Source organism: Aristaeella lactis (assembly GCF_018118585.1).
In the GTDB taxonomy this organism is placed as follows: Bacteria; Bacillota; Clostridia; order Christensenellales; family Aristaeellaceae; genus Aristaeella; species Aristaeella lactis.
Window position 1 is genome coordinate 2,289,431 of the sequence record NZ_CP069421.1, and the last position, 24,148, is coordinate 2,313,578.

Annotated in this window: 27 protein-coding genes; 11 read left to right on the forward strand and 16 right to left on the reverse strand. The window is 53.3% G+C overall.

What is annotated here, in order from left to right; all coding sequences use genetic code 11:
• Positions 1-721 precede the first annotated feature (721 nt).
• The gene (locus tag JYE50_RS10690; protein WP_143763589.1) at positions 722-1,603 is read left to right on the forward strand and encodes a hypothetical protein; all 882 of its coding nucleotides are present in this window, start codon (positions 722-724) and stop codon (positions 1,601-1,603) included.
• Positions 1,604-1,675: 72 nt separating this feature from the next.
• Here the strand turns inward: JYE50_RS10690 and JYE50_RS10695 are convergent, their stop codons facing one another.
• Positions 1,676-2,779, reverse strand: a complete 1,104-nt coding sequence (locus JYE50_RS10695) for a M48 family metallopeptidase (RefSeq protein WP_179138296.1) — start codon at positions 2,777-2,779, stop codon at positions 1,676-1,678.
• Positions 2,780-2,999: 220 nt separating this feature from the next.
• On the opposite strand from JYE50_RS10695, the gene JYE50_RS10700 reads away from it, so the two are divergent.
• On the forward strand, positions 3,000-3,944 hold the full coding sequence (locus JYE50_RS10700) for a hypothetical protein (protein WP_084095529.1): 945 nt from the start codon (positions 3,000-3,002) through the stop codon (positions 3,942-3,944).
• A gap of 52 nt (positions 3,945-3,996) precedes the next feature.
• Here JYE50_RS10700 and JYE50_RS10705 read toward each other — a convergent pair whose 3' ends face one another.
• The 4 genes from JYE50_RS10705 to JYE50_RS10720 all read right to left on the reverse strand — a co-directional run bounded on the left by JYE50_RS10705 (position 3,997) and on the right by JYE50_RS10720 (position 8,513).
• Positions 3,997-4,521, reverse strand: coding sequence for a hypothetical protein (locus JYE50_RS10705; RefSeq protein WP_084095530.1), 525 nt, complete (start codon positions 4,519-4,521; stop codon positions 3,997-3,999).
• A gap of 17 nt (positions 4,522-4,538) precedes the next feature.
• Positions 4,539-6,005, reverse strand: a complete 1,467-nt coding sequence (locus JYE50_RS10710) for a DUF2828 family protein (protein WP_084095531.1) — start codon at positions 6,003-6,005, stop codon at positions 4,539-4,541.
• A gap of 382 nt (positions 6,006-6,387) precedes the next feature.
• The gene (locus tag JYE50_RS10715) at positions 6,388-7,299 is read right to left on the reverse strand and encodes a WYL domain-containing protein (RefSeq protein WP_084095532.1); all 912 of its coding nucleotides are present in this window, start codon (positions 7,297-7,299) and stop codon (positions 6,388-6,390) included.
• Positions 7,299-8,513, reverse strand: a complete 1,215-nt coding sequence (locus tag JYE50_RS10720) for a WYL domain-containing protein (protein WP_084095533.1) — start codon at positions 8,511-8,513, stop codon at positions 7,299-7,301. Before JYE50_RS10720 ends, JYE50_RS10715 begins: the two co-directional genes overlap by 1 nt.
• A gap of 141 nt (positions 8,514-8,654) precedes the next feature.
• Here JYE50_RS10720 and JYE50_RS10725 point away from each other — a divergent pair, with 141 nt between their 5' ends.
• The 3 genes from JYE50_RS10725 (at position 8,655) to JYE50_RS10735 (ending at position 9,967) form a co-directional block, all read left to right on the forward strand.
• Positions 8,655-8,948: a type II toxin-antitoxin system RelB/DinJ family antitoxin gene (locus JYE50_RS10725; protein WP_084095534.1), complete on the forward strand. Its 294-nt coding sequence runs from the start codon at positions 8,655-8,657 to the stop codon at positions 8,946-8,948.
• The gene (locus tag JYE50_RS10730; RefSeq protein WP_084095535.1) at positions 8,938-9,252 is read left to right on the forward strand and encodes a type II toxin-antitoxin system RelE/ParE family toxin; all 315 of its coding nucleotides are present in this window, start codon (positions 8,938-8,940) and stop codon (positions 9,250-9,252) included. The genes JYE50_RS10725 and JYE50_RS10730 overlap by 11 nt, the downstream gene beginning before the upstream one ends.
• Before the next feature lie 166 nt (positions 9,253-9,418).
• Positions 9,419-9,967 carry a hypothetical protein gene (locus JYE50_RS10735; RefSeq protein WP_084095536.1) on the forward strand — a complete coding sequence of 183 codons (549 nt, stop codon included), beginning with the start codon at positions 9,419-9,421 and terminating at the stop codon, positions 9,965-9,967.
• 70 nt (positions 9,968-10,037) lie between these two features.
• Here the strand turns inward: JYE50_RS10735 and JYE50_RS10740 are convergent, their stop codons facing one another.
• The 5 genes from JYE50_RS10740 to JYE50_RS10760 all read right to left on the reverse strand — a co-directional run bounded on the left by JYE50_RS10740 (position 10,038) and on the right by JYE50_RS10760 (position 13,063).
• Positions 10,038-10,448 carry a peptide deformylase gene (locus JYE50_RS10740; protein ID WP_084095537.1) on the reverse strand — a complete coding sequence of 137 codons (411 nt, stop codon included), beginning with the start codon at positions 10,446-10,448 and terminating at the stop codon, positions 10,038-10,040.
• A gap of 72 nt (positions 10,449-10,520) precedes the next feature.
• Complete coding sequence (locus tag JYE50_RS10745; protein ID WP_084095538.1) at positions 10,521-10,709, reverse strand: hypothetical protein; 189 nt, start codon at positions 10,707-10,709, stop codon at positions 10,521-10,523.
• A 243-nt stretch (positions 10,710-10,952) separates the two neighbouring features.
• On the reverse strand, positions 10,953-11,537 hold the full coding sequence (locus tag JYE50_RS10750; RefSeq protein ID WP_283399181.1) for a peptidoglycan-binding domain-containing protein: 585 nt from the start codon (positions 11,535-11,537) through the stop codon (positions 10,953-10,955).
• 281 nt (positions 11,538-11,818) lie between these two features.
• Positions 11,819-12,403: a peptidoglycan-binding protein gene (locus JYE50_RS10755; RefSeq protein WP_283399182.1), complete on the reverse strand. Its 585-nt coding sequence runs from the start codon at positions 12,401-12,403 to the stop codon at positions 11,819-11,821.
• Between the two features lie 228 nt (positions 12,404-12,631).
• Positions 12,632-13,063 (reverse strand): 2-thiouracil desulfurase family protein, encoded by a 432-nt coding sequence (locus JYE50_RS10760; RefSeq protein ID WP_084095539.1) that lies wholly within the window; start codon positions 13,061-13,063, stop codon positions 12,632-12,634.
• A 183-nt stretch (positions 13,064-13,246) separates the two neighbouring features.
• On the opposite strand from JYE50_RS10760, the gene JYE50_RS10765 reads away from it, so the two are divergent.
• From JYE50_RS10765 to JYE50_RS10775, 3 genes are all read left to right on the forward strand, one after another.
• The gene (locus tag JYE50_RS10765) at positions 13,247-13,609 is read left to right on the forward strand and encodes a cytochrome c oxidase subunit II (RefSeq protein WP_084095540.1); all 363 of its coding nucleotides are present in this window, start codon (positions 13,247-13,249) and stop codon (positions 13,607-13,609) included.
• A 16-nt stretch (positions 13,610-13,625) separates the two neighbouring features.
• Positions 13,626-13,844, forward strand: coding sequence for a hypothetical protein (locus JYE50_RS10770; RefSeq protein ID WP_084095541.1), 219 nt, complete (start codon positions 13,626-13,628; stop codon positions 13,842-13,844).
• 232 nt (positions 13,845-14,076) lie between these two features.
• A complete protein-coding gene (locus JYE50_RS10775) occupies positions 14,077-14,382 on the forward strand; it encodes a hypothetical protein (protein WP_084095542.1) in 306 nt (101 codons plus the stop codon).
• A gap of 45 nt (positions 14,383-14,427) precedes the next feature.
• Here the strand turns inward: JYE50_RS10775 and JYE50_RS10780 are convergent, their stop codons facing one another.
• Positions 14,428-14,991 (reverse strand): alpha/beta hydrolase, encoded by a 564-nt coding sequence (locus tag JYE50_RS10780; RefSeq protein ID WP_143763590.1) that lies wholly within the window; start codon positions 14,989-14,991, stop codon positions 14,428-14,430.
• Positions 14,992-15,572: 581 nt separating this feature from the next.
• Complete coding sequence (locus JYE50_RS10785) at positions 15,573-16,772, reverse strand: metallophosphoesterase family protein (protein ID WP_179138297.1); 1,200 nt, start codon at positions 16,770-16,772, stop codon at positions 15,573-15,575.
• Between the two features lie 247 nt (positions 16,773-17,019).
• Here JYE50_RS10785 and JYE50_RS10790 point away from each other — a divergent pair, with 247 nt between their 5' ends.
• Positions 17,020-17,208 carry a helix-turn-helix domain-containing protein gene (locus JYE50_RS10790; RefSeq protein ID WP_084095545.1) on the forward strand — a complete coding sequence of 63 codons (189 nt, stop codon included), beginning with the start codon at positions 17,020-17,022 and terminating at the stop codon, positions 17,206-17,208.
• 333 nt (positions 17,209-17,541) lie between these two features.
• Here JYE50_RS10790 and JYE50_RS10795 read toward each other — a convergent pair whose 3' ends face one another.
• A complete protein-coding gene (locus JYE50_RS10795; protein WP_084095546.1) occupies positions 17,542-18,144 on the reverse strand; it encodes a hypothetical protein in 603 nt (200 codons plus the stop codon).
• A 148-nt stretch (positions 18,145-18,292) separates the two neighbouring features.
• Positions 18,293-19,801, reverse strand: coding sequence for a flotillin family protein (locus JYE50_RS10800; RefSeq protein WP_179138298.1), 1,509 nt, complete (start codon positions 19,799-19,801; stop codon positions 18,293-18,295).
• Between the two features lie 280 nt (positions 19,802-20,081).
• Here JYE50_RS10800 and JYE50_RS10805 point away from each other — a divergent pair, with 280 nt between their 5' ends.
• Positions 20,082-20,807, forward strand: coding sequence for an AlkZ-related protein (locus JYE50_RS10805; protein ID WP_084095549.1), 726 nt, complete (start codon positions 20,082-20,084; stop codon positions 20,805-20,807).
• Between the two features lie 17 nt (positions 20,808-20,824).
• Positions 20,825-21,262: a flavodoxin family protein gene (locus tag JYE50_RS10810; RefSeq protein WP_084095550.1), complete on the forward strand. Its 438-nt coding sequence runs from the start codon at positions 20,825-20,827 to the stop codon at positions 21,260-21,262.
• A 52-nt stretch (positions 21,263-21,314) separates the two neighbouring features.
• Here JYE50_RS10810 and JYE50_RS10815 read toward each other — a convergent pair whose 3' ends face one another.
• Positions 21,315-22,136, reverse strand: a complete 822-nt coding sequence (locus tag JYE50_RS10815) for an alpha/beta hydrolase family protein (protein ID WP_283399183.1) — start codon at positions 22,134-22,136, stop codon at positions 21,315-21,317.
• A 16-nt stretch (positions 22,137-22,152) separates the two neighbouring features.
• The gene (locus JYE50_RS10820; protein WP_084095551.1) at positions 22,153-23,985 is read right to left on the reverse strand and encodes an ABC transporter ATP-binding protein; all 1,833 of its coding nucleotides are present in this window, start codon (positions 23,983-23,985) and stop codon (positions 22,153-22,155) included.
• Between the last annotated feature and the right edge of the window lie 163 nt (positions 23,986-24,148).

The window sequence follows — 24,148 nt, forward strand, 5'->3', positions numbered from 1 at the left end:
TTTTTCTCTTTTCTCTATGAATTACATTGACCCATGTAATCGTCCAAAAACGAAAGTCCTTATAATTCAACGTTTCTAGCCGTTACACCTCACCGATTCCAGAACAGAATGTAATCGCATGACGTCTCTTTTTTGTTTTTTTCCTTAAGGCTCACTTAAGGTTCCCTGGTTATGATACACATGTCAACAGGGATAACGGCCAACCTTGATTCGGCGATTCCCATCCTGCCGGTTTATGCTTGTTTTCCGGCAGTGGTGTTTCTCTTATATGCGTTCTTCTCTTTTTCTCTTTCCCCCATAAAGGACGGCGCTTCGGCGTCGTCTCTTTTTTGCGGGTGGTTGTATTGCATTGTATTGGAAAGTGCAATCGAATTTGATTGCACTTTTGATGTGCATACATTTCTGTTTGCACTGATAAAATAGCAACCATTTTTGGTTGCTATTCAGAAAGAGCATCACTATTTTGATACTTTCCAAAATAGCAACACTTTTTTGTTGCTATTCCAAAAAGCAACAGTTTTCTGTTGCTTTTTTAGATTTCTCCGCTCCACTACGTTCCGGTCGAAATGACACGGAAGCGGCGCTACGGCGGGGAGGTTCTTCAGCTGTGCTCACTGCATACTGCTTGCTCAGGATGACACTTTATAAAGATGTGAATAATATCTGTATCTCGCGTCGTCTACATGTTTGAGACCACATGAAAGAAAGGACGATGTGAGATATGAAACGGTGTATGGTGCTTGTTGTTTGTCTGGTGCTGGCTGTGGGGATGTGCTCCTGTGCTTTGGCCGGGTCTTCGAAGATGAGTACGTCTGAGGCGTGGGATATGGCCTTTGCGCTGGTGGAAAGGGAGACCGGGGTTACCCGGGATCTGCTCAGGAAGGGGCAGATCGTGTATGATGACGGGGTGTGGGGATTCAGCGTGGTGCTGCTGGATCCGCCGGAGGATGAAGACGGGCTGTATGCCGGGGATATGGATAACGACGGAAACCTGATCGAACTGGACCGGCCGTCGAAGATCAACCTGGAACAGCAGCTGGAAAGGGAGCTGAAGGCCTGCTTTCACCGGGAGAACAGTTATCTGTACCTGGCGGATGTCTGCGCGAAATGGAATGAGAAGCTGGCCTCCGTCAGCCGGGAGGAAATTGATAAAATCTGGCCGCAGTATGTCGGTGTGCTGAGGCGGGGGATCACCGTTCCGCCGGAAAACGTGCTGGATATTGCGGTTGCGCGCCGGCTGGGCCTGGAGGGGCTGGTGAAGGCGGCGGGATGGACAGAGGATATGCCGGGACTGTTTGTGGAATGGGTATCCGCCTATTATGTCCTGGACGGAACGCCGGTGTATTTCTTCGGCCTGCAGCAGCACTCCTGGTTTGAGGAAGCCTATTCCACAGACGCGGCAATGGCCCGGTATGACAAAGAGATGGAAAGGGCCTTTTCCGCGGTGGGACAGAAGGATCCCCGGTATATCGGGATCGTGGTGAACGCTGTGACCGGGGAGCTGTATGAAAAGCCGATGATGGATTATGCCCCGGTTGAGTTCAACTACCTGGATTTCCTGATCCGAACCGATGAAGCGGTGGCAAGTATTGCCGGAAAATAGGATATGAAAGAAAGATACGGCGCAGGGAGATGCTTCCCTGCGCCGTGTGCGTTATTGGGGTTCGTTTGTTTTTTATTTCCCCAGCAGTTCCCGTTCCTTGCGTTCGTACTGCTCTTTGGTGATGAGGCCTTCCTCCACCATCTTTCTGTACCAGCGGAGTTCGTTGGCAATCTCTTCTGCTTTTTGGGTTTCTTCGGGGGATTGTGTTTCGGTGTCTTGGGTGGTGTCGTTTGTGCCTTCCTGCTGGTCCTTTTTCAGGAAGCCGAACAGGCCGTCAAAGGCCTCCGTGATCTTCTGTTCCACGGTCCGGGCGGGGTCTTCCTCCGGCTGGGTCTGCTGGGTTTCGGGGATGCTGGTGTTATCATCCGGAAGGTTGCTTATGATGCGGGAGTACTGTTCGCTTCTCTCCCACTCGCCGCACTCCGCAGCCCGGACAGCCAGGAGAGGATGGCTGGCCTGGCTGAGGACCATGAATTCCAGGGTCCTGTTCCAGGCGCTGCCGGTGATCATCTCCCGGTAATCCGCTGCCTGCTGCAGGAAGGCGTCGATGCTGCCCTCCGCCAGGTTTTCCTTTTTCCAGCCGGCCAGGCGCATGCAGACCTCCTGGGACTTCCTTGCCGTTCCGTCGCACAGGACGGCGGCGCGGTCAGCGGAGAACTCGCTGCAGCGCATCCAGTAATAGAAGGCAACCTGCAGGGGCACGGTCAGGAGGCCGCCCAGCTTCAGGACACTGCCCAGGACATTGGAGGCGCCGCTGAGGACGGTCCGGCCCATGGTCAGGTAAAGGGAATGCTTGCAGGCGATGTGGCCGCACTCATGGGCCAGGACCGTGGGGACCAGTTCATCCGGGATGGTGTCCAGCAGGCCCGAGGTCAGGACGATGAAGGGGGCCGTATCGCCGTAGGTGTAGGCGTTGGGGTTCACATTCATTTCCAGGTACAGGTCCGGCACCGGGATGCCCAGCTTTTCGCAGATGGGGGGAAGCATGTCGTAATACTTCCGCATCTGGTTCTCGCCCAGCTTGATGCGGGTGGACATGTTCAGGATCTTTCCCTGGCGCTCGTTCCAGACGTTCATGAAGCCTTTGATGAGCAGGGAAAAGCCCGGGATGGCCTGCAGGGCCTTCAGGGCTGCCCTGTCCGACGGATGGGTATATCTTTCAGGATCAAATGACATTAAGGTCACTCCCTTCGGTGGTTCTTTTCTTCGCATACTTTCCGTATGTCTGTGGTTATTATATCAGCCCCGGCGGGGCGGAACAATTGCGTCAGTGGAAAAATAGGGATGGATATCCTGCGGTTTCTGTCCTTTATTCGGATCGGGCGGTTCGGGTAGAATCAATTCCGAAAGGAGTTGAAGACGCTTCCCGGATCGGCCGGGAAGCAGGTACACGACCATGAAGATGATGAGAAAAGAATATCGCTGGATCCGGGAGCTCCTGTCTGCCGCGCTTTTGCTGTTTGTCCTGGGGCTGCCCGGGGCAGCGCTTGGTGACTACGGGTATACCAGTGTTTCCCTGATCCCCATGGCCGAGGACTTCACCTTCCTTGTGGACATCGATGAAAGGGATGAGCCGCTTATTGAGACGGACTATCCCTTTGAAAAAGCCGGCGCGGATGCCATGACCGTGGTATACCGGAACTGGCGGTCTGAGGAGGCCGCGGCGCTGACTTATCATTATCCGGCGGGAAATGTGACCTGCACCTTTTACGATGCCCTGTTTGTTTCCGACCGGGACGTATGCCGCCAGATCCGGAACAAAAGCATTACCCCGCAGGGCCGTGTATATATCCATACGGAAAACGAAAACGAGCAAAACGACTGGTTCCTGGTGTACTCCCTGGACGAAGGACAGTTTGTGGAATACACGGAAAAGACCTTCTCCCAGGGGTTCAACGGCATGGGAGAATACGGCCTGAGAAGGTCCATCTTTTATGAGGACGGCACGATTTCCTCCATGTACATGGACAAGCGGACTCCCGCCGGGGACCTGGTCCTGGAATACGACGCCTGGGGAGACATCATCTACGGGACGGTTTATCACTTTGATCCGGAATGGGACACGTTTGACCTGAACCTGTCCACAGGCCTGTTCGGAAACAGGTCCATCACCGAACTGGGCTTTGAGGAAGCGGACATGGAAATCCCGACCCTGGCTTCCCTGGAAAGTGTGCCTGAGATCGCGGAACCTGTGGCGGAAGCGCCTGCCGAAGAACCCGTAACGGCTGAGGAGCCCGACACCGGACACTTCCGGATCCTCGGAGGCCTGACGGTGGGTCTGGCCATCGGGGTCACGGGATATTACCTTTTCCGCATCAAGAAAGAAAAGGCGGAAGGATAAAGGCGGAAGAAAAGAACGCAGGCGGCGCAATGCGCCGCCTGTTTTATTGGGGTTATGGTTTTTCAGGAGTTTGTCCTGCCGGCGGAAGCTTGCCCGCGTAACGCAGGTGGTCTGACAGGGAGATTCCGATCCTTACGGTTTTACCGTTCTCATAGAAGTTGAAAACATCCTCAAACCACATCCTGCACTGTGCTTCGGAAATGAGTTTTTCCCTGCAGAAACCTGCTTCGTCATCTGCGTAACAAAAGAATAAAATGGGATACTCATACTGCAGGCTTTCGGGGAGGCCCCGCCACAGGGTGTACAGGTGTTCCCCCAGGAAGTCCAGGGATTTGCCTTCCCAGGTCTCCCGCAGATACCGCATGAGGTACCTGCCGAAAGTGTCCGGGTCATACTTTGTCCCGTTATCCGCCATATACAGGGTATGGACCGCCGCGTCCTTCAGGGACAGGTACTGCAGTTCCAGCATGTCTTCCCTGCCCTGCAGCGTCATTTCGTTCAGCAGGTCCTGATACTGCTTTCCGGTGTCAAAGCCGTTCGCGTACAGGATGGCCAGGGCATAGAGTTCCTCAAACATTTTCTTTCTCCTTCTGTTTACGCGCAGACGGGCGCGTACCGTTCGCTGCACAGGATCCGCAGCATAACCGTTGCCGGGTTGTAGTTCCCGCCGGTCACCATCTCGAAGGTCCGGGGTGTGCAGCCGCTGACCAGGGCAACGCCCTGCTCGTTCATGCGGACGGGCTGCTGCATGTTCCGGCTCTGGACGTTCCAGAAGACCACCTTCGGCAGGTTATATCCGTGGGCCTCAAACTGCTGCTTCGCGTATTCGAAGTTCGTCAGGGACGAATCCTCCGCGCACCGGTCAAACTCCATATCGGAGATGATGTACAGGGTTTCCGGCATTTCCGACTGGGGTATGCGGTATTTGACCGCCGTGTCCAGGATCAGGTCAAAGACCTTCCGGATGTTGGTGGTCGAGACCTCATTGAAGAGCCTGCAGTAACGTACCTTGTCCACGATGTCTTTTCCGTCGATGGTGACCAGCTGGGGCGTACGGGAGAAGGTGATGAACCGGTTATGGAATTCTCCCCGGTTCCGTTCCGCGAAGTAGATTCCCAGAGACAGGGCCACCGTAGCCGGGACCGGATTCCCGCAGGAATACATGGAGCCGGACCCGTCGATGACGCACAGGGCGTTGCCTTCCGGCGCAAAATCCTCCAGCGCGTTCCAGGTGACGTCCAGCGCCTTCCTGTCAAACGCGGTCCCGCGGAAGTCCAGCGCCTTCCGCACGATGTCATAGGGATAGAGCGTGCCGGTGTGCATGGTAGCCTCTCCCCGCTCCACAGAAGCCAGGAAAGCGGCGTACCGTTCCCTGTCATGGTTCCGGAAGGCAAACCGGTATTTCAGCAGTGCCCATGCGGGCTGGGCCGCGTAGTCGAAAGTATAATCCTTCTCCCGCAGGTTGTTTTCTATAATCTTAATCTTTGCCCGGAGCTTTACCAGCGTTTTCCGGTACTGTTCTTCCGTCATGCCCAGCGCTTTTGCGATCCGCTTTCCCATCCGGCAGGCCTCTTTATTGGAGGTGTTGACGGAAGGCAGCCACTTGCCCAGCAGGGAGACTTCTTCCCCGTTTTCCAGGGCAGCCAGGTCCTTTTTCAGCTGCTCCCGGATCACGGCCAGGGCATCCTTTTCGCATTTGGTTCCCAGCAGCACCGTCAGGTCGTCCCAGCGGCCGTACTCACTGACAAGCCGCAGGTTCTTCCGGACGGATTCGGGATGCACATCGGCCAGATGCCTCAGGATCGTCCGGAATACCCGGCGTTCTCCCAGGCCGCCCCGGACATCCCGGCAATAGAACAGCATCTTCATGGCCAGGTCCGGATCCTCATCATACGCAAGCGCAAAACGGAAGATGATATCCTGATCGCTGGCGCGCCGCAGTGCCCCGATGGTCCCGAACAGGTCCACACAGTCCGATCCGGAAGTCCGCAGGGTGACCGCGCCGTTTTCTGTCAGGGTGCGGGTGCTGCCCCTCAGCATATCCATCAGTTCCTTAAGCATTGTTTTATCCTCCTCTTTGCACGAATCACTCAAAAGACAAGATGCCCGGGGAGTTGAACCCCGCTCCTGTAAGGTGCCGCCATTTAATGCTGCAGGCATCTTTTGAAAGGTACAAGATGCTTTTGGGATTTGAACCCTTTCCCTCGCGGGACAGACCTTTGAACTGCTGCAAGCATCTTCCAGAGCCTAGGCGCGTGGTCCCTTCCTGAAGCCGTATGGACCTGAACACCGGGGGAAGGAAAGCCTTCCAATTGCTTCACGGTGCCTGCATAGACTGACTGCTGTCAGCGCCTCCTGATCACCGGGGTGATCTGCTCTGCATGCTCAGAGTATCAGGTTGTAAAAAGAAGTTCATGGAAAAAAAGTTGCGAACTCTGTTTTTTCAGGTTTCGTTTCGCCTGACCTGGCGTTCGATCCGCTCCCGGATAAGGGCGGCGAAGCTGTCCGGTCCGGTGACCTTCAGCAGGGGCCCGAAGGACAGGATGCGGATCACCAGCTCCGTTTCATCGTCCTTCCGGTACTGCAGGGTCATGCGGTAGGTGTTCTCCCCCATGCGCTCCGTCTTTTTCGCCAGGTAGGAAAACTGGAGCATGGCCCGCTCCAGGGCATTGCGCTCATCCGTGATATCCAGGGTCACGGTTTCGTTTTCAGGTACGGGTTCCGGATACTCCGCCGGGCTAACGGGCTCCAACAGGCGGCAGGAAACCAGGCGCTTCAGGTTCAGGATCCGCTCCTGCCGTCCGCTGCGGCACAGCAGACGGAACTTGTCATCCGCCTGGGAATACTCCAGCCGGTACGGAACCACGTTCCACACGTTCCGCCGGCTGTGGTGGCTTGTAAAGTCCACCTGCACCCTCCGGCGGGTCTTCACCGCTTCCAGCAGCACGCGGAAGCGCTCGATATATCCCGGGTCCTCAAAGGGATCCCCGTCGGTGTAGCGGTCATACCAGATAATCTTCTCCGGATCGAAAAGGGGTTCCACCTCTTCCAGGCCCGTTTCGGGGACATCGAAAAGACGGATCCGCGGGTCCGTGAGCAGGGTCTTCAGCCAGCGCTTCTGCAGCAGGGTCACGGGATGAACCGGTTCGTGTTTCAGGAGCGTGGTGAGGTCTTTTCTGAGCAGCGGCCAGGAGCCGTCCCTCAGGGCTTCCGGGATCACCAGGGAGCTCTCCGTAAAGCCTTTGCGGCGGGTGATCTCCAGCAGGCTTTCCTTCGTCAGTTCCCCGCGCACAGCTTTACTCAGGATCTCCGCCACGCAGGCATAGTATTCACCGTAGTATTCACTGAACAGCATCACGGATCACCTCCGTAGAGGCGGCGCATGGCTTCCAGGTCCTCCCGGAAGACCCTCGTGACACCGGGATTGGAGCACTCCAGCCGGTCGATCCGCCCGATGAAGGTCCGGATCCAGGGCAGCATTTCGGAGGCGTCATACACATCCGCGGTGAACTTCCAGGTGGTTTCGTCCACCTGTTCCACACGGCCGTGCCGTTTTTCCCGCTCCAGCCGGTTCGGGATAAAGTCCTCCCCGGGTTCGGCGTGGATCACCATCTCCAGATGGTCCAGGGTATGCTGCCCGAGGCCGACGCCCCACAGGTGCCTGTCAAACGCCTGCCAGAGGGCTTCATACCGTTCGGGTTCCTCCTCCGCTTCCAGGGCTTTCACCTTCAGGATGCTGTCCAGGCGGAAGAAGAGGAACCGCCTGGAGGGATAGCTGTATCCCAGGACATACTGCCGACCCGTGCGGGTGGAGAAATAGAAGCGGACGGGCAGGATCTCCTGCTTCCGCTCCTCTTTTTTCTTCCGGGTGACGCAGGTCACTTCCGCCTTCCGGTGCTCCGTCATGCACAGGCACAGGTCATACAGGATCTCGCTGTCCGTGGCACCCAGGAAATACTGGTGCTTGAACCGGAAGGCGCTTTCGCCCTCCCGCGGGAAATAGCTGCCGATGACGCCCAGGGGCATGGCTTCCGAGCCGAAATCCACGGCGTCCTTCCACGCCGGCAGTTCCCTGAAGTCTTCGGCAAGGGCATATGTCAGGGTGCGTCCTTCCTTCCGGGAAACCAGGATGCCCATTTTTTCATATTCCCTCAGCTTGTTGCGGATGGTTCCCTCGTCCGGGAACTCCGCGCTGAAATCCCCGAGGTATTCCCCGGTGATCTTTTCCAGGCAGGCATTCACGGAAGCGGGACCGGAGCGCAGGATATCCAGCAGGAAAAAGTGCAGGGTGATATCCCAGTCCGTAAAACTTTTCGCTTTGAAGGCGGTGTACAGAGGGTTGCGGGGAACAGACCGGCTGTCGATGGAGAGGAAGACCTTCTTGCCGGTCTCATCGTAATAGGAATCGATATAGCCCTCCAGCCAGCTTTTCACCCGGCGGGATTCATCGTCATAGATCCGGGTGCTCTTTAAGCTGAACTCATCACGGCCCCGGAAGCCGAAGACATAAAAGTCCCGCATATAGGACCGGATCTTCCCGAAGTTTTTGATCAGCTCACTGTAGGCCATGACGGTTCACCCCCGTTCTGTTCATTTTTGCTTTGCAATGATTATATCATCCGTTCCTTTTCTTCTCAATCGCACTGTATCATTGCAATTATATTGCATTTGTAATACAATAGCATTGATTCAAGATAGGAGGTGATATCAATGTCCAGTACAATTCAAGTCAGAGTCGATGATGAATTAAAACAAAAATCAGATATGCTATTTAGAGAATTGGGTACAGATACAACAACTGCTGTGAGAATGTTTCTGACTCAGGCCGTGGCCAATAACGGATTTCCTTTTGAAATCAAAAGATCCGCTCCAAATCCTTACACGCCAATGTCTGAAGAAGAAATATACCAGAAGCTGGAAGTATCCAGACAGCATGCGGATCAGGGAATGTACAGGGATGCAGATGAAGTGATAGCTGATATGAGGGCGAAATATGGATTATAAAGCAGTAATTACTTCAGACGCAGAAGAAGATCTTGACAAGTTTATCTCTTATCTGCTCTTTGAAAAAAGAAACCCGCAAGCAGCAGCAAACGTGCTTAATGATTTTGAAGAAACCAAATTGAGTTTATCCAGATCTGCTGGAAGTTTAAAGCTTTGCGATAATCCACGTTTACAAGCGCTTGGATACAGAAAAATCCATTTCTTATCTCACAGATATTTTATGCTCTACCGACTTAATGGTAATACAGCAATTGTGGATAATATATTCCACGAACTGCAGGATTATGAAAACAAAATAATATAAACTATCTCAAAGCAATGACAACCGGGAGAAGCATTATTCCCCCGGTGTTTTTATGGCTCGAAATAATTTTGTAAAATTTTTGTAATTTAATTGGAATAATTCCGGGAGATGAACCGTTGTATAGACAGGTATGCTTCATACCGAATTCTTTCAAAGGAGGGACACTATGCGTAACCTGAAACCGGTTGCTTTCCTGCTTGCGATCGTGCTGTGCGCGGTCTTTGCTTCCGCTGCGTTTGCAGAAGGCATCTGGACCGAAGAGCTCCTGGACGGACTGTATGCCAAAGGCCGGGAACTGCTGGAGGCGGAAGGCTATTCACCTGACAGCTATCCCAACGCCAACGTGGAAACGGTCGATGATGTCTGCTGGATCACCTTTACGGAAAAAGACAGGACGCTCCGGTGCGACCTGTCTGTGGACGGCAACGCGCTGTATCTGTACAACAGCGAATATGACCAGCGGAGAGGCTCAACCGTCGATCATCCTTTCGTCAAGCCGGATGAACTGATGCAGGCTACGCAGAAAATGAAGAACTTCCTGCGAAAGAACCATCCAGCCCTGCTGGAACGCGTGGACCGGCTTGCCATGGAGCGACTCATCATCCAGGGCAGTAACCGGTATCTTGATTTCTCGGACGGAGAATGGCAAGGCCTGAATTTTGTCATCCGGACGAGCCCTACCCTGCGGATCGAATATTTCCACGCACCTGTCTGATCCGCACTTTCATTCCTTTCTCTTTTTTCAAAAGACGGCGCCATCCACCGGCGCCGTCACTTTTTTCTATTCAGATCAGGATCCCGTCGCAGTGATCCAGCTCGTGCTGGACGATCTGGGCCTGAAAGCCTTCCAGGGTTTCGGTATGCTCTTTCATCCGCATATCCTGCCAGGAAAGCCGGATGGTTTTGTACCGCTTTGTTTTCCGGACACCTTCCAGGGAAAGGCAGCCTTCCTCCGCCTCATACTCCCCGCTTTTGCTGAGGATCTTCGGGTTCAGCATGGCCACGGCCATGGGGCCCCGGGCAATAACGATGATCCGTTTCGAGACGCCGATCATATTGGCGGCCATGCCCACACAGCGGTCCATGTTGGCGGTCAGGGTGTCAACAAGGTCCCGGGCAACCGGCAGGTCCTCCCGGGAAGCCGGTTCCGAAGGCTGGGCCAGGAACAGGGGATCGTGGACAATAGGCCGGATCATACGCAGGCGCCCCTTTCGTTTTTCTGTCCGGATTATACCATCCGGAAGGGGCCGCGGCAACCGGCCGTCCTGTCAGATGATCAGCTCCCGGAACATGGCGGCGGTTTCCGCTTCCAGCTCCGCCTTCACGCAGGCACGGATCTCTTCCTCACTGGGTTCGGTATCCTTTGCCAGCCGCTCCATGATCTCCGCCGCCTTTTTCCCCGCGGCCTGCAGCCAGTTCATCCTGTACCCCGTTTTTCCCGCGATCCTGATTTCCATCCCGCTCACCTGTCCTTTCGTTTGCTTCCCTCTCGGTACAGGACCATTATGGGCGACGGAAAGGTGCGTTTTTACCCCATTTTCGTTATTTATGACATTTTCTTAATATTTTCGTAAATTTCTTGTCGGAATATGAAAAGGTCATTTCCCCTGAAAATATCAACATAAAAACTGCCAATGGCATTCCTGAAATCAGAATCCATTGGCAGCCATATTTATTTCCGTTTTTTTAGATACAAATCATTATCTGTATTTGATAGCCATGTACAGTTCCAGCCTGGTCTTCGGTCCAACAATGCCATCCGCCGTCAGTTTGTGCGCTTTCTGGAAAGCTTTAACTGCCTTCTCCGTTTTTGCGCCAAAGTCACCGTCTACAGCAATATTGTATCCCAGTGATTTCAAATCCTGCTGAAGTACTCTAACTTTGCTGCCTTTACTGCCTTTTTTCAGGTTCTTTGAACCATACCGGGCATTTGCACTGCCCTGTTCAGGCTCACTTGGAGTACTGGGCTTCTTATCAGTAAGATACTTTTGCTGAATATAGCAGTATTCTCCTTCGACTCCCGGAACTATTATCTTATTCCAGTTGTCCAGATTATTACCATTTCCGCTTACATAATATACCAGTGTTCCTTCTGTGAGATAAGCTGCTACAGGGTAATCTTTTCCCGGGCCAGTACGAACTTTGACAGGAGCATTTTTGTCGTTTGCATACTTGAGTGTAATATAGCACGGCACAGGATCCGCCAGAGCTATGGATGCGTATGCGAAAACTGACATAATAACCAATACCAACGCAATTACACGATTCAGTATTCTTTTGTTCATGGAATCTAATCTCCTTATTGTATTGCTGTGATGATCATCTGAATTCAATTATATAAGCTTGTTTTCATCAGTCAATATTGTACGTACCATTTTTATAAAATAATATTATTTCTGTCAAATATTGGTAATAATTCTTTCCCTATATACTATCATGGTATCAATCAAATCACAGTCCACGCACAGGTCTTCTTCATTAACTGAAATAAAAACTGCCAATGGCATTCCTGAAATCAGAAGCCATTGACAGTCTCATTGGTTTACCGTTGTTGTTTTCAGAGCTTTTATTTTTTGTTGTTAATTGCTTTATAAAGAGCCAGCCTGGTCTTCGGTCCAACAATACCATCAGCTGTCAGGCCATGCGTTCTCTGGAAAGACCGAACTGCTTTATCTGTTTTTTCACCAAAGTCACCATCTACAGCAATATTATGACCCAGTGCTTTCAAATCCCCCTGAAGTATCCTGACCTTACTGCCTTTGCTGCCTTTTTTCAGATTCGTGGATCCATACCGATTGTTTGCATTACCCTGGTCTGTATCACTTTCTGTTGAAGGCTTCTGATTGGTAAGATACTTATTCTGAACATAACAATCTTCATCATCATATCCGGGGACACGTATCTTTTTCCACGAATCAAGGCTATTTCCGTTTCCGCTAATATAATAAACCTTTGTTCCAGCACTTAATTTACATACTATGCTGCAATCTTTTCCAGGACCAGAACGAACGTTAACAGGAGCATTTTTGTTATTTGCATGTTTTAAGGTGATATAGCATTCAACCTCAGCCATAGCCATAGCTGCATAAGCGAAAACAGAAATAATAACCAATACCATTGCAATAACACGATTGAGTGTTTTATTGTGCATGAAATCATTTCTCCTTAAATATTGCTGTGATGATCATCAGGAAATGATTATATACATCGCATTATGCCCGTCAATATTGTACGTACAAATTTTATAAAAATTAATTATACTGTTAAGATTTGGAAATGGGACATATGAAACCTAACAGAAGATAACTACAGTCTAGTAAACAATCTAAATCGCCGGATAACGCAATTGGATTGCATTATCCGGCGAAATCATGGCTTTTTATTTCAGTTCCTCCGGAAGGTCCTCCACGTCTATGACATTGAATCCGGCTTCTTTGAGCAGTCCGGCGAAGATGCCCTGTCCGGGGATCTTCCTGCCGGAGAAGCTGCCGTCATAGATCTCCTTTACGCCGCAGCTGGGACTGCGGGACTGGAGGATGATGAGGTCAGGTTTTTCCCGCATCGCGGTCTCCATTGCCTTTTCCGCGCCTTTCCGGAAGGCTTCGTCCACGGATTCGCCGTTCCGGTTCATCACCTTTCCGTTCACGATCTCTGCCGGGACCCGCGGGGTAGGCAGGCCGCCCAGTACCTCGGGGCAGACCGGGATCACCGTATGGCCTCCCAGCAGGCGGATCAGTTCCGGACTGAGATTGTTCCCGCCGTTATACTTGCAATTCTCGCCCAGCAGGCAGGCACTGACCATGATCTTCACGGCTTTTCCCTCCGTTTCTTCGGGTATTATACCATCCTTTTCCCCGGGCGGGAAACCGCGAAAGGAGAAATAGCCCCCTTTATCTCTCCCTTCCTGTTCTGTTTTCCGGCGTTTACGGATGCTATCATGGAACCACGGTAAGGGAAATACCCGAGCCGAATGATGAAAAGGAGGATCTGTAAAATGTATCGTTACAATTATATGGGTCCTCGTGGCCGCAGGACCGGACACGGAGGATTCCTTCCCGGATTTCTTCTGGGACTGGTAGGCCTGATGTTCGGAGGCTGGGTTGTCCTCGCCGTTCTTGGCGCGATCCTGGGTGTCTTCGCCATGGTTTTGGGCCCGATGATCGGCGTCTTCGCCAGCGGCGTTTCCTGGATCTTTCACACCGTCTTCTCCGGCAGCGGCTTTGCCCTGGGCATCGTCATCGGCCTGATCTGGTATTTCAGCAGAAAGAACCGGAACACTTCCTCCCGGAATGATGATGAAGACTATGATGAGGAAGAGTACACCGAAACGAGGCATTACAACAGCTACGGCGCCTGATGAAAGGAAGGTCTGTATGGCTGATATCAAGGTCTGCCCGGAATGCGGCAGTGAAGAGGTCATCGAGGGTTACCTCGTTTCCCACGGCACGGTCCGGTTTTATGAAACAGTGCCGACCTCGAAGATTCCCCGGAGCTCCGCCGTCCTGGCCTGCGCCTGCAGCCAGTGCGGAACGGTGTTTAACCTGAAGCTGGAAAACCCCGGCTTCCGGGAAAAGAAGAAACGGAAAGAATAATGAACTTCACACCGGCGGGAAAACCTGCCGGTGTGTTTTTTGTTTCAGTTACGTGAACTTTTGTATATATTTCTTTGAAAACAGCAAAAAGACATTGAAAATCAATCGATTCTGTGTAAAATGTATTTAGCGTATTTCGTTTTTGCAAGTTAACAGGTATTCCTTTTCACAGAAAGTGGTATCCCTCGTGGCATCCCATCTCATCATTTTCATATGGTTAGGGGACAGGTACATGTATAAGGACACAAGCACCAAAATGAAAAGGCTATCCATCGCGATCTGTGCTTTGGGGATGACCGTCAGCGTCATCATCGGGCTGTTCTATATCGGCCTTTCGGACGGAATCCATTCCGCCACCTGGAATGAGACCCTGGTCAACGGCATCTTCTTTATCATCGGCGGGGCCGTGATCTCCTGGCTGGTTTCCCTGCTGGTGTACGGCTGCGGCCAGATCCTGGGAGACTACCGGGAAATGAAGCAGAGCGAGGAGCAGCCCCGCAGGCGGGTCCTGGAACCCCAGCAGCGGGAGTTTGTGTAAAAGTGTAAAGTGAAACGACCGCCGGCGGCGGTCGTTTTTTCATGCTTATTTTTCCGTTTCCCCGGTGATGAAATACCGGACCAGTTTCATCACATTCCTCAGTTCCTTGATGTCCTTATCCGTATCCCCTGTTTCCAGGGAGTGGTTGGCACCTTCCGTTTCATACAGGACTATGCCCTGCTTTTTACAGTTCTCCCGGATCATATCCGTTTCCGCCCAGGGATCCGCGGTTCCGTGGAACACAATGGATTTCTGGCAGGCGTATTCAAAAGTAGCCTCCACCGGGGTATAAAGGACCTGGCGGCAGCTGACGCTGTGCTCTTTCGCGTACAGGGCGCCCACCACCGTGCCGACGCTCTTGCCGATAAAGAGGATATCGTCATATTTCTTCCAGTCGATATCCTTCAGGGCTTCCTCCGCCTGCTCCATGGCGATCTTTACACACTGGCGCTTCTTTTCCGGGTCGTCCCTGACCTTGTCCGGAAAACCGGTATAGGAAACAGGGATGGTCTCCCATCCGAGTTCCTTAAGCAGTTTCCTGCTGTAATAGAGAAGAGGTTTATCACAGGTATAGCCGATTCCGGGAAATAAGCAGGACAGGTGCTTCATGCTGTTCATCCCTTATATTTCAACATTTGTATGTTATCAGTATATGCAGCTTGTACGTACATTTCAAGAAGCAGTATGGGACAAACAGGAAAAAAACAGAAAATTCAAGGACAATATTTGCAATTCAGAATTATATGATCTCCAGCCAATCCCCGGGGATTCAGACAGGTGCGCTCCTTCCTGTGTCATTCTGAGCAAGCGAGCACAGCGAGCGCGTCGAAGAATCTCCTTCGGATTCAGAGCGAAACAACACACATGGGAATCATTCTGTAGCACACCCCGGTGTCATTCCGACCAAGCGTTAGCGCGTGGAGGAATCCCTTGATATATAGAGTAGCGCTCCGGACCGCGAACGTCAGGGACGGTTCTCGAGTTCCGGACAATCCGTAACGCGAAAAACGTCCCGTTTGTTCACTCATCAGTTTCGGATCACAGCAAGTCAGTCCGCAGGCATACAACCCCGGTGTCACCCCGAGCGCAGTCGAGAGATCTATCCCGGCCGCAGCCGTGTGACTGCGGGACAGAAGTAGTGTCATACGCAGTGTGACATTAGGTCTGTCCCTCTGTCACACTCCTAACTCCTACCTTTTTGCAGCCTTTTTCCTTCTGTGCCGCCGGATGAGATACCGGATCAGCAGGACCACCAGGAGGATGATCAGGAGCAGGATGCCCAGGCAGATGAAGAAGTAACGCTGGAGCAGCACGCCCAGCCAGGGCACCAGCAGGCCGGGCATGGGCTCGGAAACAATGTCCTTGTAGTAGAGCATCTTTGTTTCGTATTCAGCGGGAGCTTCCGCGCTGATGGTAACCAGGCGTGTGCCGTGTTCGTCTCCCCTGCCATAGTGATAGAAGCCCGCGCCGGCGGTGGTGATGAGGTCAACACCCTCATACGTGCCGCAGTAGTCGTTCAGGTGGTCATGGCCGAAGAAGGCGGCCTTCAGGCCCATGGTCTTCCAGGCGTCAAATTCCCCGCTGTCATAGTCGGAGGAGCAGGGGCCTTCTCCCAGGTGGCCGGCCCAGATATACTGTTCGTCCACGACATACCATTTGAACATGTTGGGGCCGTAGCAGGTGACAGCTCCGGCGGTTCCGAAGGGAACCTCTTTAATCATGTTGTATACCTGAGGAACAGGAATATGCTGGAAGGCATAGGACACCGGGTCTGAATACTTTGTCTTCAGATCATTCCAGGAGCGCAGCATCCAGTCGATCTGCTCTTCCTTCACGTAGTCATAGGTGCCCTTTCCTTCTTCCGCGTGATTGCCGCTGTCCAGGAACCAGAGAACGACGGGGCTCTGCGGATTCACCGGGTTTTCGATCAGCAGGTAATGGTTACCGCAGCCCGGCATCTCCTCCCCTTCCACGGTCAGGCAGCCCGGATACGACTGGTAGATCTTCAGCTGTTCCTCGTTGCTGATGCCGCATTCCTCATCATGGTTGCCGAAGACCAGGGCGAAGGGAATGTTCCGCTCCACCACCGGGGAAACCACCGCGTCAATGGCTTTCCGGACGTTTTCCTCTCCCCGGATCACACGGCCGTGGATCATATCTCCCAGGAAGATCACCAGGTCCGGTTTGGCAGTGTCCAGGGAGGCATTCAGCAGGGACAGCATGGCCTGCTGGGGGTTTTCGATGTCCTGGGTGTCGGCAACGATCAGGATGTTCAGCTGGTTATCCGCGCTGAACTGCACAGCAGGTTCCTCCGCGCAGGCCGGAGCCAGAACGGAAAGGAAAAGCCACAGGGTTATGATCAGCTTCGCGAAGCGGCGTGTAGTATTCATACAATCCCACCTTCGTTTATCCGTATCTTTCACTTGTTTCATGACGGATCTTTTTACCAGTATATGGAATATTACCATATACTTCAATAACCAGTATACACCATACGCGAAAAAAACAGGTTTTTCCCGTTTGTCCGGAAAACAACCCGTGATATTCATATTTGTTTCACGATTCCCTCACAAAGGCGGGATAGGATATGCTCAGAGAATCGTTTATATAAGCAGAGAAACCGGGAGGTGCATATAAATGTTCGCGCAGAAAATCAGGGAACTCAGGCAGTCCCGCGGATTGAGCGAGGCCGCCCTGGACGAGATTTTTGATCTCATGAGGGGTACCGTGGCCAACTGGGAACACGGTTTCGCCGTTCCGGATGAGGAACTGGTGGAGGACATCGCCGCCTATTTTGGGATAAAAGTATCGGAACTGGTGAGCTGAACCTGAATGGGATTCAGGTTCAGCCAATGAATTATTTCAAAACATTTCATTTCTTTGAAATATGAATTATCGGCCATAAGGCCGATATGAATTATTGGACTGCGTCCAATATGAATTATTTGTCTTCGACAAATATGATATTTACTTTTGACGGAGCAGCATTCCCCGTGTCATCCTGGGGTTCGGAGCGCCCGGGGAAAGAGCCAGTGTCTCTTTCTCAGTGGAGAACGGGCTGCAGCCCCGGGCCATGCAGTGTGGGCCCCAGGGACGGTTCCGCCGGCCCATGTGGTACATAGGGCCGACGGAACCGTCCCTATGGCCCATCGTCTAATGCTAGTTTCTTGGAACTTCTTCTATCCATGAATTATATATATCCAATAATCTCGTTTTTTTCCTTTCCCGCAATGACTTACTGCAGCAATTCATAGCAATTAATCGGGGATCCATAAAAACCCCGTTTCTAAAGCCAACCAATACAGGTTTTTTGACAGATATGAGATTTTTCGGTTTTGTATAATATCCCCATGATATACCATTATGATAATGTATAAAGACTTTAGCAAAATAAAAAGCTATATCAACTGCTAATGCATATGTCATAACAGTAAACTTCCAGTCAACTTTCCGAATTTCCTTTCGCATCCATTCCGGTCTGCCGACCATTTCGGCTTCCATTTCTTCTTCGGTTTTTTTCTCTGTCTGTATATTGTTTTCAAACCATCTCCACAAAGGAATAAAAGACTCAGGCGTTCCATCAAGTTTAACCTCAGGCGAACCACTATCAGCAATATAGTGTTGCAGCTGATTGATTCGTATATCACTTTGAGAAACATACCAATCAAAATATTGTTTTACTTCTTCTTTATTGAATTCATCAAAACCTTTGGTTTTTGGTATTGGCGAAATCATCAGCGGATAATTATCATTCACGTTCATTATTCTTGTCCTTCCTGATCTGCACCTTACACCCCAGCAACTATAATGTCGATCTGCACACAGTATAACATCTATTTTGCCTTTTAGGCCATCAACCCGCCGCATAAAAAAGGAGGGCAGATGTTCTGCCCTCCCGCCCTTCAGAGGATTAATCCTCTTTGGGCTCTTCGGTGGTGTCTTCCGCGGGAACCTCATTCGGTTCCGGAGCGGTTTCTTCCGTTTCGGGTTCAGCCTTCACAGCCTCGTCCTTCACGGTTTCCTTTTCTTCTTCCTGCGCGGCCTTGCCGATCAGTCCGCCGGTGGTCACGTCACGGATGGCCTTGGGGATATCCAGGCCGACGGCTTCCTTCACAGCCTCAAAGGTCTGCAACATGGTGCCGGCGGTATCCCGGGCCATGGAAGTGGCTCCGCCTTCGCCGAAGAGGATGATCTTTTCGGTCTTGCTCAGGGGCTCGGACACAGCGCGGGCGATGTCAGGCAGCTTTTCGGTAACCATCTGCATCATGGCAGCCTGGCCGTAAAGCTTCATGGCTTCCGCCTTCCGCCGCATGGCTTCTGCTTCCGCTTCACCCTTCATCCGGATGGCTTCCGCTTCCTTCTGGGCGGCATACAGGGCGGCATCCGCTTCCGCCTGCTTGCGGTATTTCTCCGCCTCGGCTTCGGCAATGGCGCGGTCCTTTTCGGCCTTCGCCTTTTCACGGATCTCCACGTTCAGCTTTTCACGCTCGATCTCAACAGCCTGCCGCTTCAGTTCCGTTTCCTTTTCCAGGCGGGTCATTTCAGCAGCCGCGTGCTCAGTGGCAAAGGTCTTGTTGATACGTTCCTGTTCAATCTTATAGGCCATTTCAGCCTTGGCGCGGGCCTCTTCCGTTTCCTGCTTGAAGGCGGCTTTCTGAACCTCCAGGTCACGGTTCTGGCGGGCGATTTCGGCTTCAGCCTGCATCTCGGCAAACTTGGATTCCTTTTCGGCAGCAGCTTCCGCGATGCGCTTGTCCTGTTCCTTCTCAGCCACATTGCGGGCAGCCATCGTGTCGATGACGTTGCCGTCCTTGTCAGAGAAGTTCTGGATCGTCAGGTTGATGATCTCCAGGCCCATGTTGGCCATGTCAGCCATAGCGGCCTTGATGGATTCCTGGGCGAACTTGTCACGGTTCTGCACCAGTTCGGCAATGGTCATCTGGCCGATGATCTCACGCATGTTGCCTTCCAGGACGTCCTTGGCCAGGGCTTTGATCTGCTCACCGTTATAGTGGAGCAGCTGCTCGGCCGCGGTTGCGATGGACAGGTCGTCGGATCCGATCTTGATGTTGGCCACAGCGTCCACCAGCACGGAAATATATTCCTTAGTGGGTACGGGCTGGGCCGTGCGGATGTCAACCTGGTTCAGGCACATATCCAGCTGGTCGATCCGCTCAATGGCGGGTACGTAGAAGGTGGCACCGCCGCGAATGATCCGGTAGCCGAACTTCTTGACAGAAGTGGTTCCGTCAGGATTGCGTACTTTGTAGCTCCTGCGGAACAGGCCGGAAATGATCAGGGCAGTGTCCGGCGGTGCGATCCTGTAGCGGGGGAAGAATTTCAGGATAATGATGAGTACAGCCAGGGCAATGAGGATCCAGTGCCAGCTGTTCTGGAGAAAAGTGAGGATGGCGTCCATTGGGGTGTCTCCTTTCATTAATCTCGGTCGGTTTCGGTTGAATCAGGATTGCTTCATCCGCCGCCTTCGGGAAAAGAATATCACACAGAGTCCCGGAAATACATCGTTCAAAACGGAAAATATACATTTTTATTCTTCGGACCGGCGAAATATATGTGCCGTGATTTTTCGGTTTGGATGGCGGGAACCCATACCGGCAGTATAGCTTGCGAAGAGAACGTGCCGGATGGTAAAATCAAAAAGAACGAAAGAATCAACTGATATTGTATTGGAGACAAGCATGGAAACGATCGCCGGTGAATGGTTCATGAAAGGCTGCAGGCGCACGGACAAGGACTGCCTGCATTCTCCGGAGGATCTCCTGGCCCTGGTGCAGGAGATCGGTTTTCTGCCGCTGTTTTCCAATGACATTCCCGGTTTCTCCGTGGAAGAACGTACCCCGGCGGAAGACTGGTGGGCCGGTTCCCCGGCCACGGATCCCTGGGCCTGGCGGCAGGTGCTGGCTCCGTGTGAAACCATCGCCTACGGCAAGTTCTTTGATAAGAAAGCTGGTTTTGTTTCCAAAGAGTGGTTCCCCTGCTTTGCAAACTGGCGCAGGGACGGTTATGATTATGAAGGCCTGTATGAAGACGGGAAGATGACCAGCCGCTGCAAGCGGATTCTGGACATCCTGGAGCTGAACGAAAACGCCGAAGGCCTGGGCCTGCTTTCCTGCGAGATCAAAAGGCGCGCCGCCCTGGAGAAAGGCTTTGAAGGCGCCCTGACCGACCTGCAGATGAAATCCTTCCTGATCATGAGCGATTTCCGGCAGCGGCGGAACAAGCGCGGCGAAAGCTACGGCTGGCACGTGGCAGAGCTGATGACCCCGGAAACCAAATGGGGCTATGACGCCGTAAACAGCTGCAGCGAAAAGCCGGAAGCTTCCCGGGACCGGATCGCGGTACAGATCCGGAAACATTTTCCCAAGGCGACGGACCGGGCACTCCGGAAAGTCCTGGGTATTTAATCTGAGGAGGTTACTGAATGAAAACCGCAATTGTCTATTATTCCGAACACCATGGAAACACGAAGAAACTGCTGGACGCCATCGCGGCGCAGCATGACGTTGACCTGATCAACATCACGAAGGATTCCTCCACCGACCTGGCCGGCTATGACCGGATCGGCTTTGCCTCCGGCATTTACTACAACGCCTTTGCCAAACAGCTCCTGGAGTACGCGCAGGCAAACCTTCCGGAAGGAAAGGATGTCTTCTTCATCTGCACCCACGGCGCCCCCTCCGGCGCCTTCATGAAGTCCATCCGGGAGATCACGGAGCCCAAGCACTGCAAAGAGCTGGGCGCCTATGACTGCCGGGGCTTTGACACCTTCGGGCCTTTCAAGCTGGTAGGCGGCATCGCGAAAGGACACCCCACGGAAGAAGAGCTCCGCGGGGCCGTTGCCTTCTATGAAAAGCTGTAAACTCAACTGAAATCAAAGCGGCAGTCCCTTCCGGGGCTGCCGCTTTCGTATATTATTTGGTATGCTCCGTGAAGAAGGCGGTTTCCTTCTCCAGGGCGTCCTTCAGGGCCGTGCCATTGAAGCCGTGGCCCTGGCCGGGATAAACGATGAGTTCCGCATCCGGGAAGGTTTCCTTTGCCTTTTCGGAATACCGCAGGGGCACAATGGGATCCCTGTCCCCGTGAAGGATCAGGACCGGGCCGGGATAGCGGGGCAGCAGGTCATACAGGTCAAAGGAAGTGGCATCCTCGTCATACTTCCGGCTGAGCTTCGCCCCCATCACATTGATGACCTCCGGAAAGGTGCCGTCCGCCCGCCGCCGGGCTTCGGAGTCATCCTGCAGCACGATGGCCGGGAACTCCAGCACCGCCGCTTTGATGTCCTCCGGCCGGGTGGAGGAGACATACGCGGAAACGAAGCCGCCCTGGCTGGCACCCCACAGGAGGATGCAGGAGAAGCGTTCGTCCCCTTTGAAGGTATCGATGACCGCGTTCAGGTCCGCGGCCTCCGTCAGCACGGACATGTCCATCATGGTGCCGCTGCTGCGGGAGTTGAATCCGCCGCCGCAGAAGTCATAGCTGTAGGCCGCGAAACCGTTCTCCACAAAATGCGCCGCTGTTGGCAGGCTGAAGCTGTGGTTTCCGCCGAAACCGTGGGACAGGATCACCAGGGGTACGGGGCCGTCCGTTTCCGGAACCTGCAGCACGCCGTAAATATCCCCGTTGGGGCCCGGGATAATGATCTCTTCCATATTGTTTCCCTCCGCATATACAGGAACAGACAGGCACAGGACCGCCAGCAGGGCCAGGAATACCGCAAACATCCGCCGGATCATGCCGTTCTCCTCCTGTTTATTCAATCGCTTTACTGAACTGGGTTTCATAGAGCTCCTGATAGGTACCGCCCGCATGGACCAGGTCCTTGTGGGTGCCCCGCTCCACGATCTCGCCGTCCCGGACCACCAGGATCTCGTCCGCCGCCAGGATGGTGGACAGCCGGTGGGCAATCAGGATGGAGGTCCGCTCCTCGATCAGGGGATTGATGGCCGCCTGGATCGCCGCCTCGGAAATGGAGTCCAGGGCGGAAGTGGCTTCGTCGAAGATCAGCAGGGCCGGATCTTTCAGCAGGGCACGGGCAATGGAGATCCGCTGTTTCTCACCGCCGGAGAGCTTCAGGCCCCGGTTGCCCACCATGGTATCCAGGCCGTCCGGCTGGTTTTTGATGAAGTCATAGATGTTTGCCTTTTGGCAGGCATCGATCATCTCCGCCTCGGTGGCGTCCGGTTTCGCGTAGAGCAGGTTCTCCCGGATGGTCCCGTTGAACAGGTAGGTCTCCTGGGTCACAACGCCCACCTCATCCCGCAGGGAATGCAGCGTCAGGTCCCGCACGTCGGTACCGTCAAAGGTGACGCTGCCCGCCGTGGGATCCCACAGGCGGGGGATCAGGTTGACGATGGTGCTCTTGCCGCTGCCGCTGGGGCCGACGATGGCCACGCAGTCGCCGCTGCGCAGGGTGAAGTTGATGTCCTTGAGGATCATCCGCTCCCCGTCATAGGTGAAGCTGACATGGTCGAAATTGATGTCGCCCTTCGCGTTCTTCAGTTCCTTCGCGTCCGGCTTGTCGTCGATTTCGGGCTTCATGTCATAGTATTCAAAGATGCGGGTGAACATGGCCATGGAGCGGATCCAGTCCACCTGGATGTTCAGCAGGCTGTTCACCGGGCCGTACAGGCGGCCCAGCAGGGCTACCAGCACCGTGATATCACCGACGGTGATGGTGCTGTCGTATTTCATGATCAGGATGCCGCCCACCAGGTACAGGAGCATCGGCCCGATGGAAGTCAGGGTATGCAGGAGCATAAAGAACCAGCGGCCTGCCATCCGCTCCCGGATGTTCAGGCTGATCATCCGGCCGTTGGCTTCCTCATAGCGCTCATATTCGGACTGCTCCCGGCCGAAGAGCTTCACCAGCAGCTGGCCGCTGACGGACAGGGTCTCGTTCAGAATCCCGTTGACCTCATCGTTGCATGCCTGGGCTTCCCCGGCCAGCTTCCACCGCTTTTTGCCGGCCATCCGGGTGGGCAGGGTGAAGACCGGAACAATGGCAATGCCCACCAGGGCCAGGATCCAGCTCTTCTGAAACATGGCCACCAGGGCCACCACCAGGGTCATGGTGTTGGACAGGATGCTGGTAAAGGTATTGGTCACCACGGATTCCACGCCGGAGATATCACTGGTCATGCGGGTGATGATATCGCCCTGGTTGGCGGACGTGAAGAAGCGCTGGGACATCTTCTGCAGGTGCCGGTACATCTGGTTCCGCATGTCATAGGAGATATGCTGGGCGATCCAGTTGTTCAGGTATGTCTCCCCCACGCCGATCAGGCTGGAAGCCAGGGTCAGTCCCAGGGAAAGGATGATCAGCTTCACCAGGGCGGAGATGCCCGCACCGATCCAGCCGCCCATTTCCTTTCCGGTCAGCACATCGATAATGTTACCGGTGAGGATGGAGGGAAACAGGCTGCAGACCGAGGATACGGCAATGCAGACAAGCACCAGCGCCAGCTGTTTCCAGTAGGGCTTCAGGTAGGAAAAAACCCGGGTGATCAGTTCTTTGGTAATCTTCGGGGAGTTCTTTTTCTCCTCATCGGTAAGATAACTGGCCCTTCCGCGCGGACCTGCCATAGCACCGCCTCCTGAGTGTTTTTCGTCTTTTTTGATAGAAACAGTATAAACGTTTGGAGTATAAAGCACAAATAGAAATGTTGAGGCACGTACAGGCTGACGAGATGCTGGTAAGTGAAATATTGAGCAGCATAGCTGCTCAATGTGAAATACGCCTTCGGCG

What these genes read in the sequence shown, in the direction of transcription:
- JYE50_RS10690 (WP_143763589.1), top strand. Translation starts at nt 722, where the DNA reads ATGAAACGGTGTATGGTGCTTGTTGTTTGTCTGGTGCTGGCTGTGGGG.
- JYE50_RS10695 (WP_179138296.1), bottom strand. Translation starts at nt 2,779, where the DNA reads ATGTCATTTGATCCTGAAAGATATACCCATCCGTCGGACAGGGCAGCC.
- JYE50_RS10700 (WP_084095529.1), top strand. Translation starts at nt 3,000, where the DNA reads ATGAAGATGATGAGAAAAGAATATCGCTGGATCCGGGAGCTCCTGTCT.
- JYE50_RS10705 (WP_084095530.1), bottom strand. Translation starts at nt 4,521, where the DNA reads ATGTTTGAGGAACTCTATGCCCTGGCCATCCTGTACGCGAACGGCTTT.
- JYE50_RS10710 (WP_084095531.1), bottom strand. Translation starts at nt 6,005, where the DNA reads ATGCTTAAGGAACTGATGGATATGCTGAGGGGCAGCACCCGCACCCTG.
- JYE50_RS10715 (WP_084095532.1), bottom strand. Translation starts at nt 7,299, where the DNA reads ATGCTGTTCAGTGAATACTACGGTGAATACTATGCCTGCGTGGCGGAG.
- JYE50_RS10720 (WP_084095533.1), bottom strand. Translation starts at nt 8,513, where the DNA reads ATGGCCTACAGTGAGCTGATCAAAAACTTCGGGAAGATCCGGTCCTAT.
- JYE50_RS10725 (WP_084095534.1), top strand. Translation starts at nt 8,655, where the DNA reads ATGTCCAGTACAATTCAAGTCAGAGTCGATGATGAATTAAAACAAAAA.
- JYE50_RS10730 (WP_084095535.1), top strand. Translation starts at nt 8,938, where the DNA reads ATGGATTATAAAGCAGTAATTACTTCAGACGCAGAAGAAGATCTTGAC.
- JYE50_RS10735 (WP_084095536.1), top strand. Translation starts at nt 9,419, where the DNA reads ATGCGTAACCTGAAACCGGTTGCTTTCCTGCTTGCGATCGTGCTGTGC.
- JYE50_RS10740 (WP_084095537.1), bottom strand. Translation starts at nt 10,448, where the DNA reads ATGATCCGGCCTATTGTCCACGATCCCCTGTTCCTGGCCCAGCCTTCG.
- JYE50_RS10745 (WP_084095538.1), bottom strand. Translation starts at nt 10,709, where the DNA reads ATGGAAATCAGGATCGCGGGAAAAACGGGGTACAGGATGAACTGGCTG.
- JYE50_RS10750 (WP_283399181.1), bottom strand. Translation starts at nt 11,537, where the DNA reads ATGAACAAAAGAATACTGAATCGTGTAATTGCGTTGGTATTGGTTATT.
- JYE50_RS10755 (WP_283399182.1), bottom strand. Translation starts at nt 12,403, where the DNA reads ATGCACAATAAAACACTCAATCGTGTTATTGCAATGGTATTGGTTATT.
- JYE50_RS10765 (WP_084095540.1), top strand. Translation starts at nt 13,247, where the DNA reads ATGTATCGTTACAATTATATGGGTCCTCGTGGCCGCAGGACCGGACAC.
- JYE50_RS10770 (WP_084095541.1), top strand. Translation starts at nt 13,626, where the DNA reads ATGGCTGATATCAAGGTCTGCCCGGAATGCGGCAGTGAAGAGGTCATC.
- JYE50_RS10775 (WP_084095542.1), top strand. Translation starts at nt 14,077, where the DNA reads ATGTATAAGGACACAAGCACCAAAATGAAAAGGCTATCCATCGCGATC.
- JYE50_RS10780 (WP_143763590.1), bottom strand. Translation starts at nt 14,991, where the DNA reads ATGAAGCACCTGTCCTGCTTATTTCCCGGAATCGGCTATACCTGTGAT.
- JYE50_RS10785 (WP_179138297.1), bottom strand. Translation starts at nt 16,772, where the DNA reads ATGAATACTACACGCCGCTTCGCGAAGCTGATCATAACCCTGTGGCTT.
- JYE50_RS10790 (WP_084095545.1), top strand. Translation starts at nt 17,020, where the DNA reads ATGTTCGCGCAGAAAATCAGGGAACTCAGGCAGTCCCGCGGATTGAGC.
- JYE50_RS10795 (WP_084095546.1), bottom strand. Translation starts at nt 18,144, where the DNA reads ATGAACGTGAATGATAATTATCCGCTGATGATTTCGCCAATACCAAAA.
- JYE50_RS10800 (WP_179138298.1), bottom strand. Translation starts at nt 19,801, where the DNA reads ATGGACGCCATCCTCACTTTTCTCCAGAACAGCTGGCACTGGATCCTC.
- JYE50_RS10805 (WP_084095549.1), top strand. Translation starts at nt 20,082, where the DNA reads ATGGAAACGATCGCCGGTGAATGGTTCATGAAAGGCTGCAGGCGCACG.
- JYE50_RS10810 (WP_084095550.1), top strand. Translation starts at nt 20,825, where the DNA reads ATGAAAACCGCAATTGTCTATTATTCCGAACACCATGGAAACACGAAG.
- JYE50_RS10815 (WP_283399183.1), bottom strand. Translation starts at nt 22,136, where the DNA reads ATGATCCGGCGGATGTTTGCGGTATTCCTGGCCCTGCTGGCGGTCCTG.
- JYE50_RS10820 (WP_084095551.1), bottom strand. Translation starts at nt 23,985, where the DNA reads ATGGCAGGTCCGCGCGGAAGGGCCAGTTATCTTACCGATGAGGAGAAA.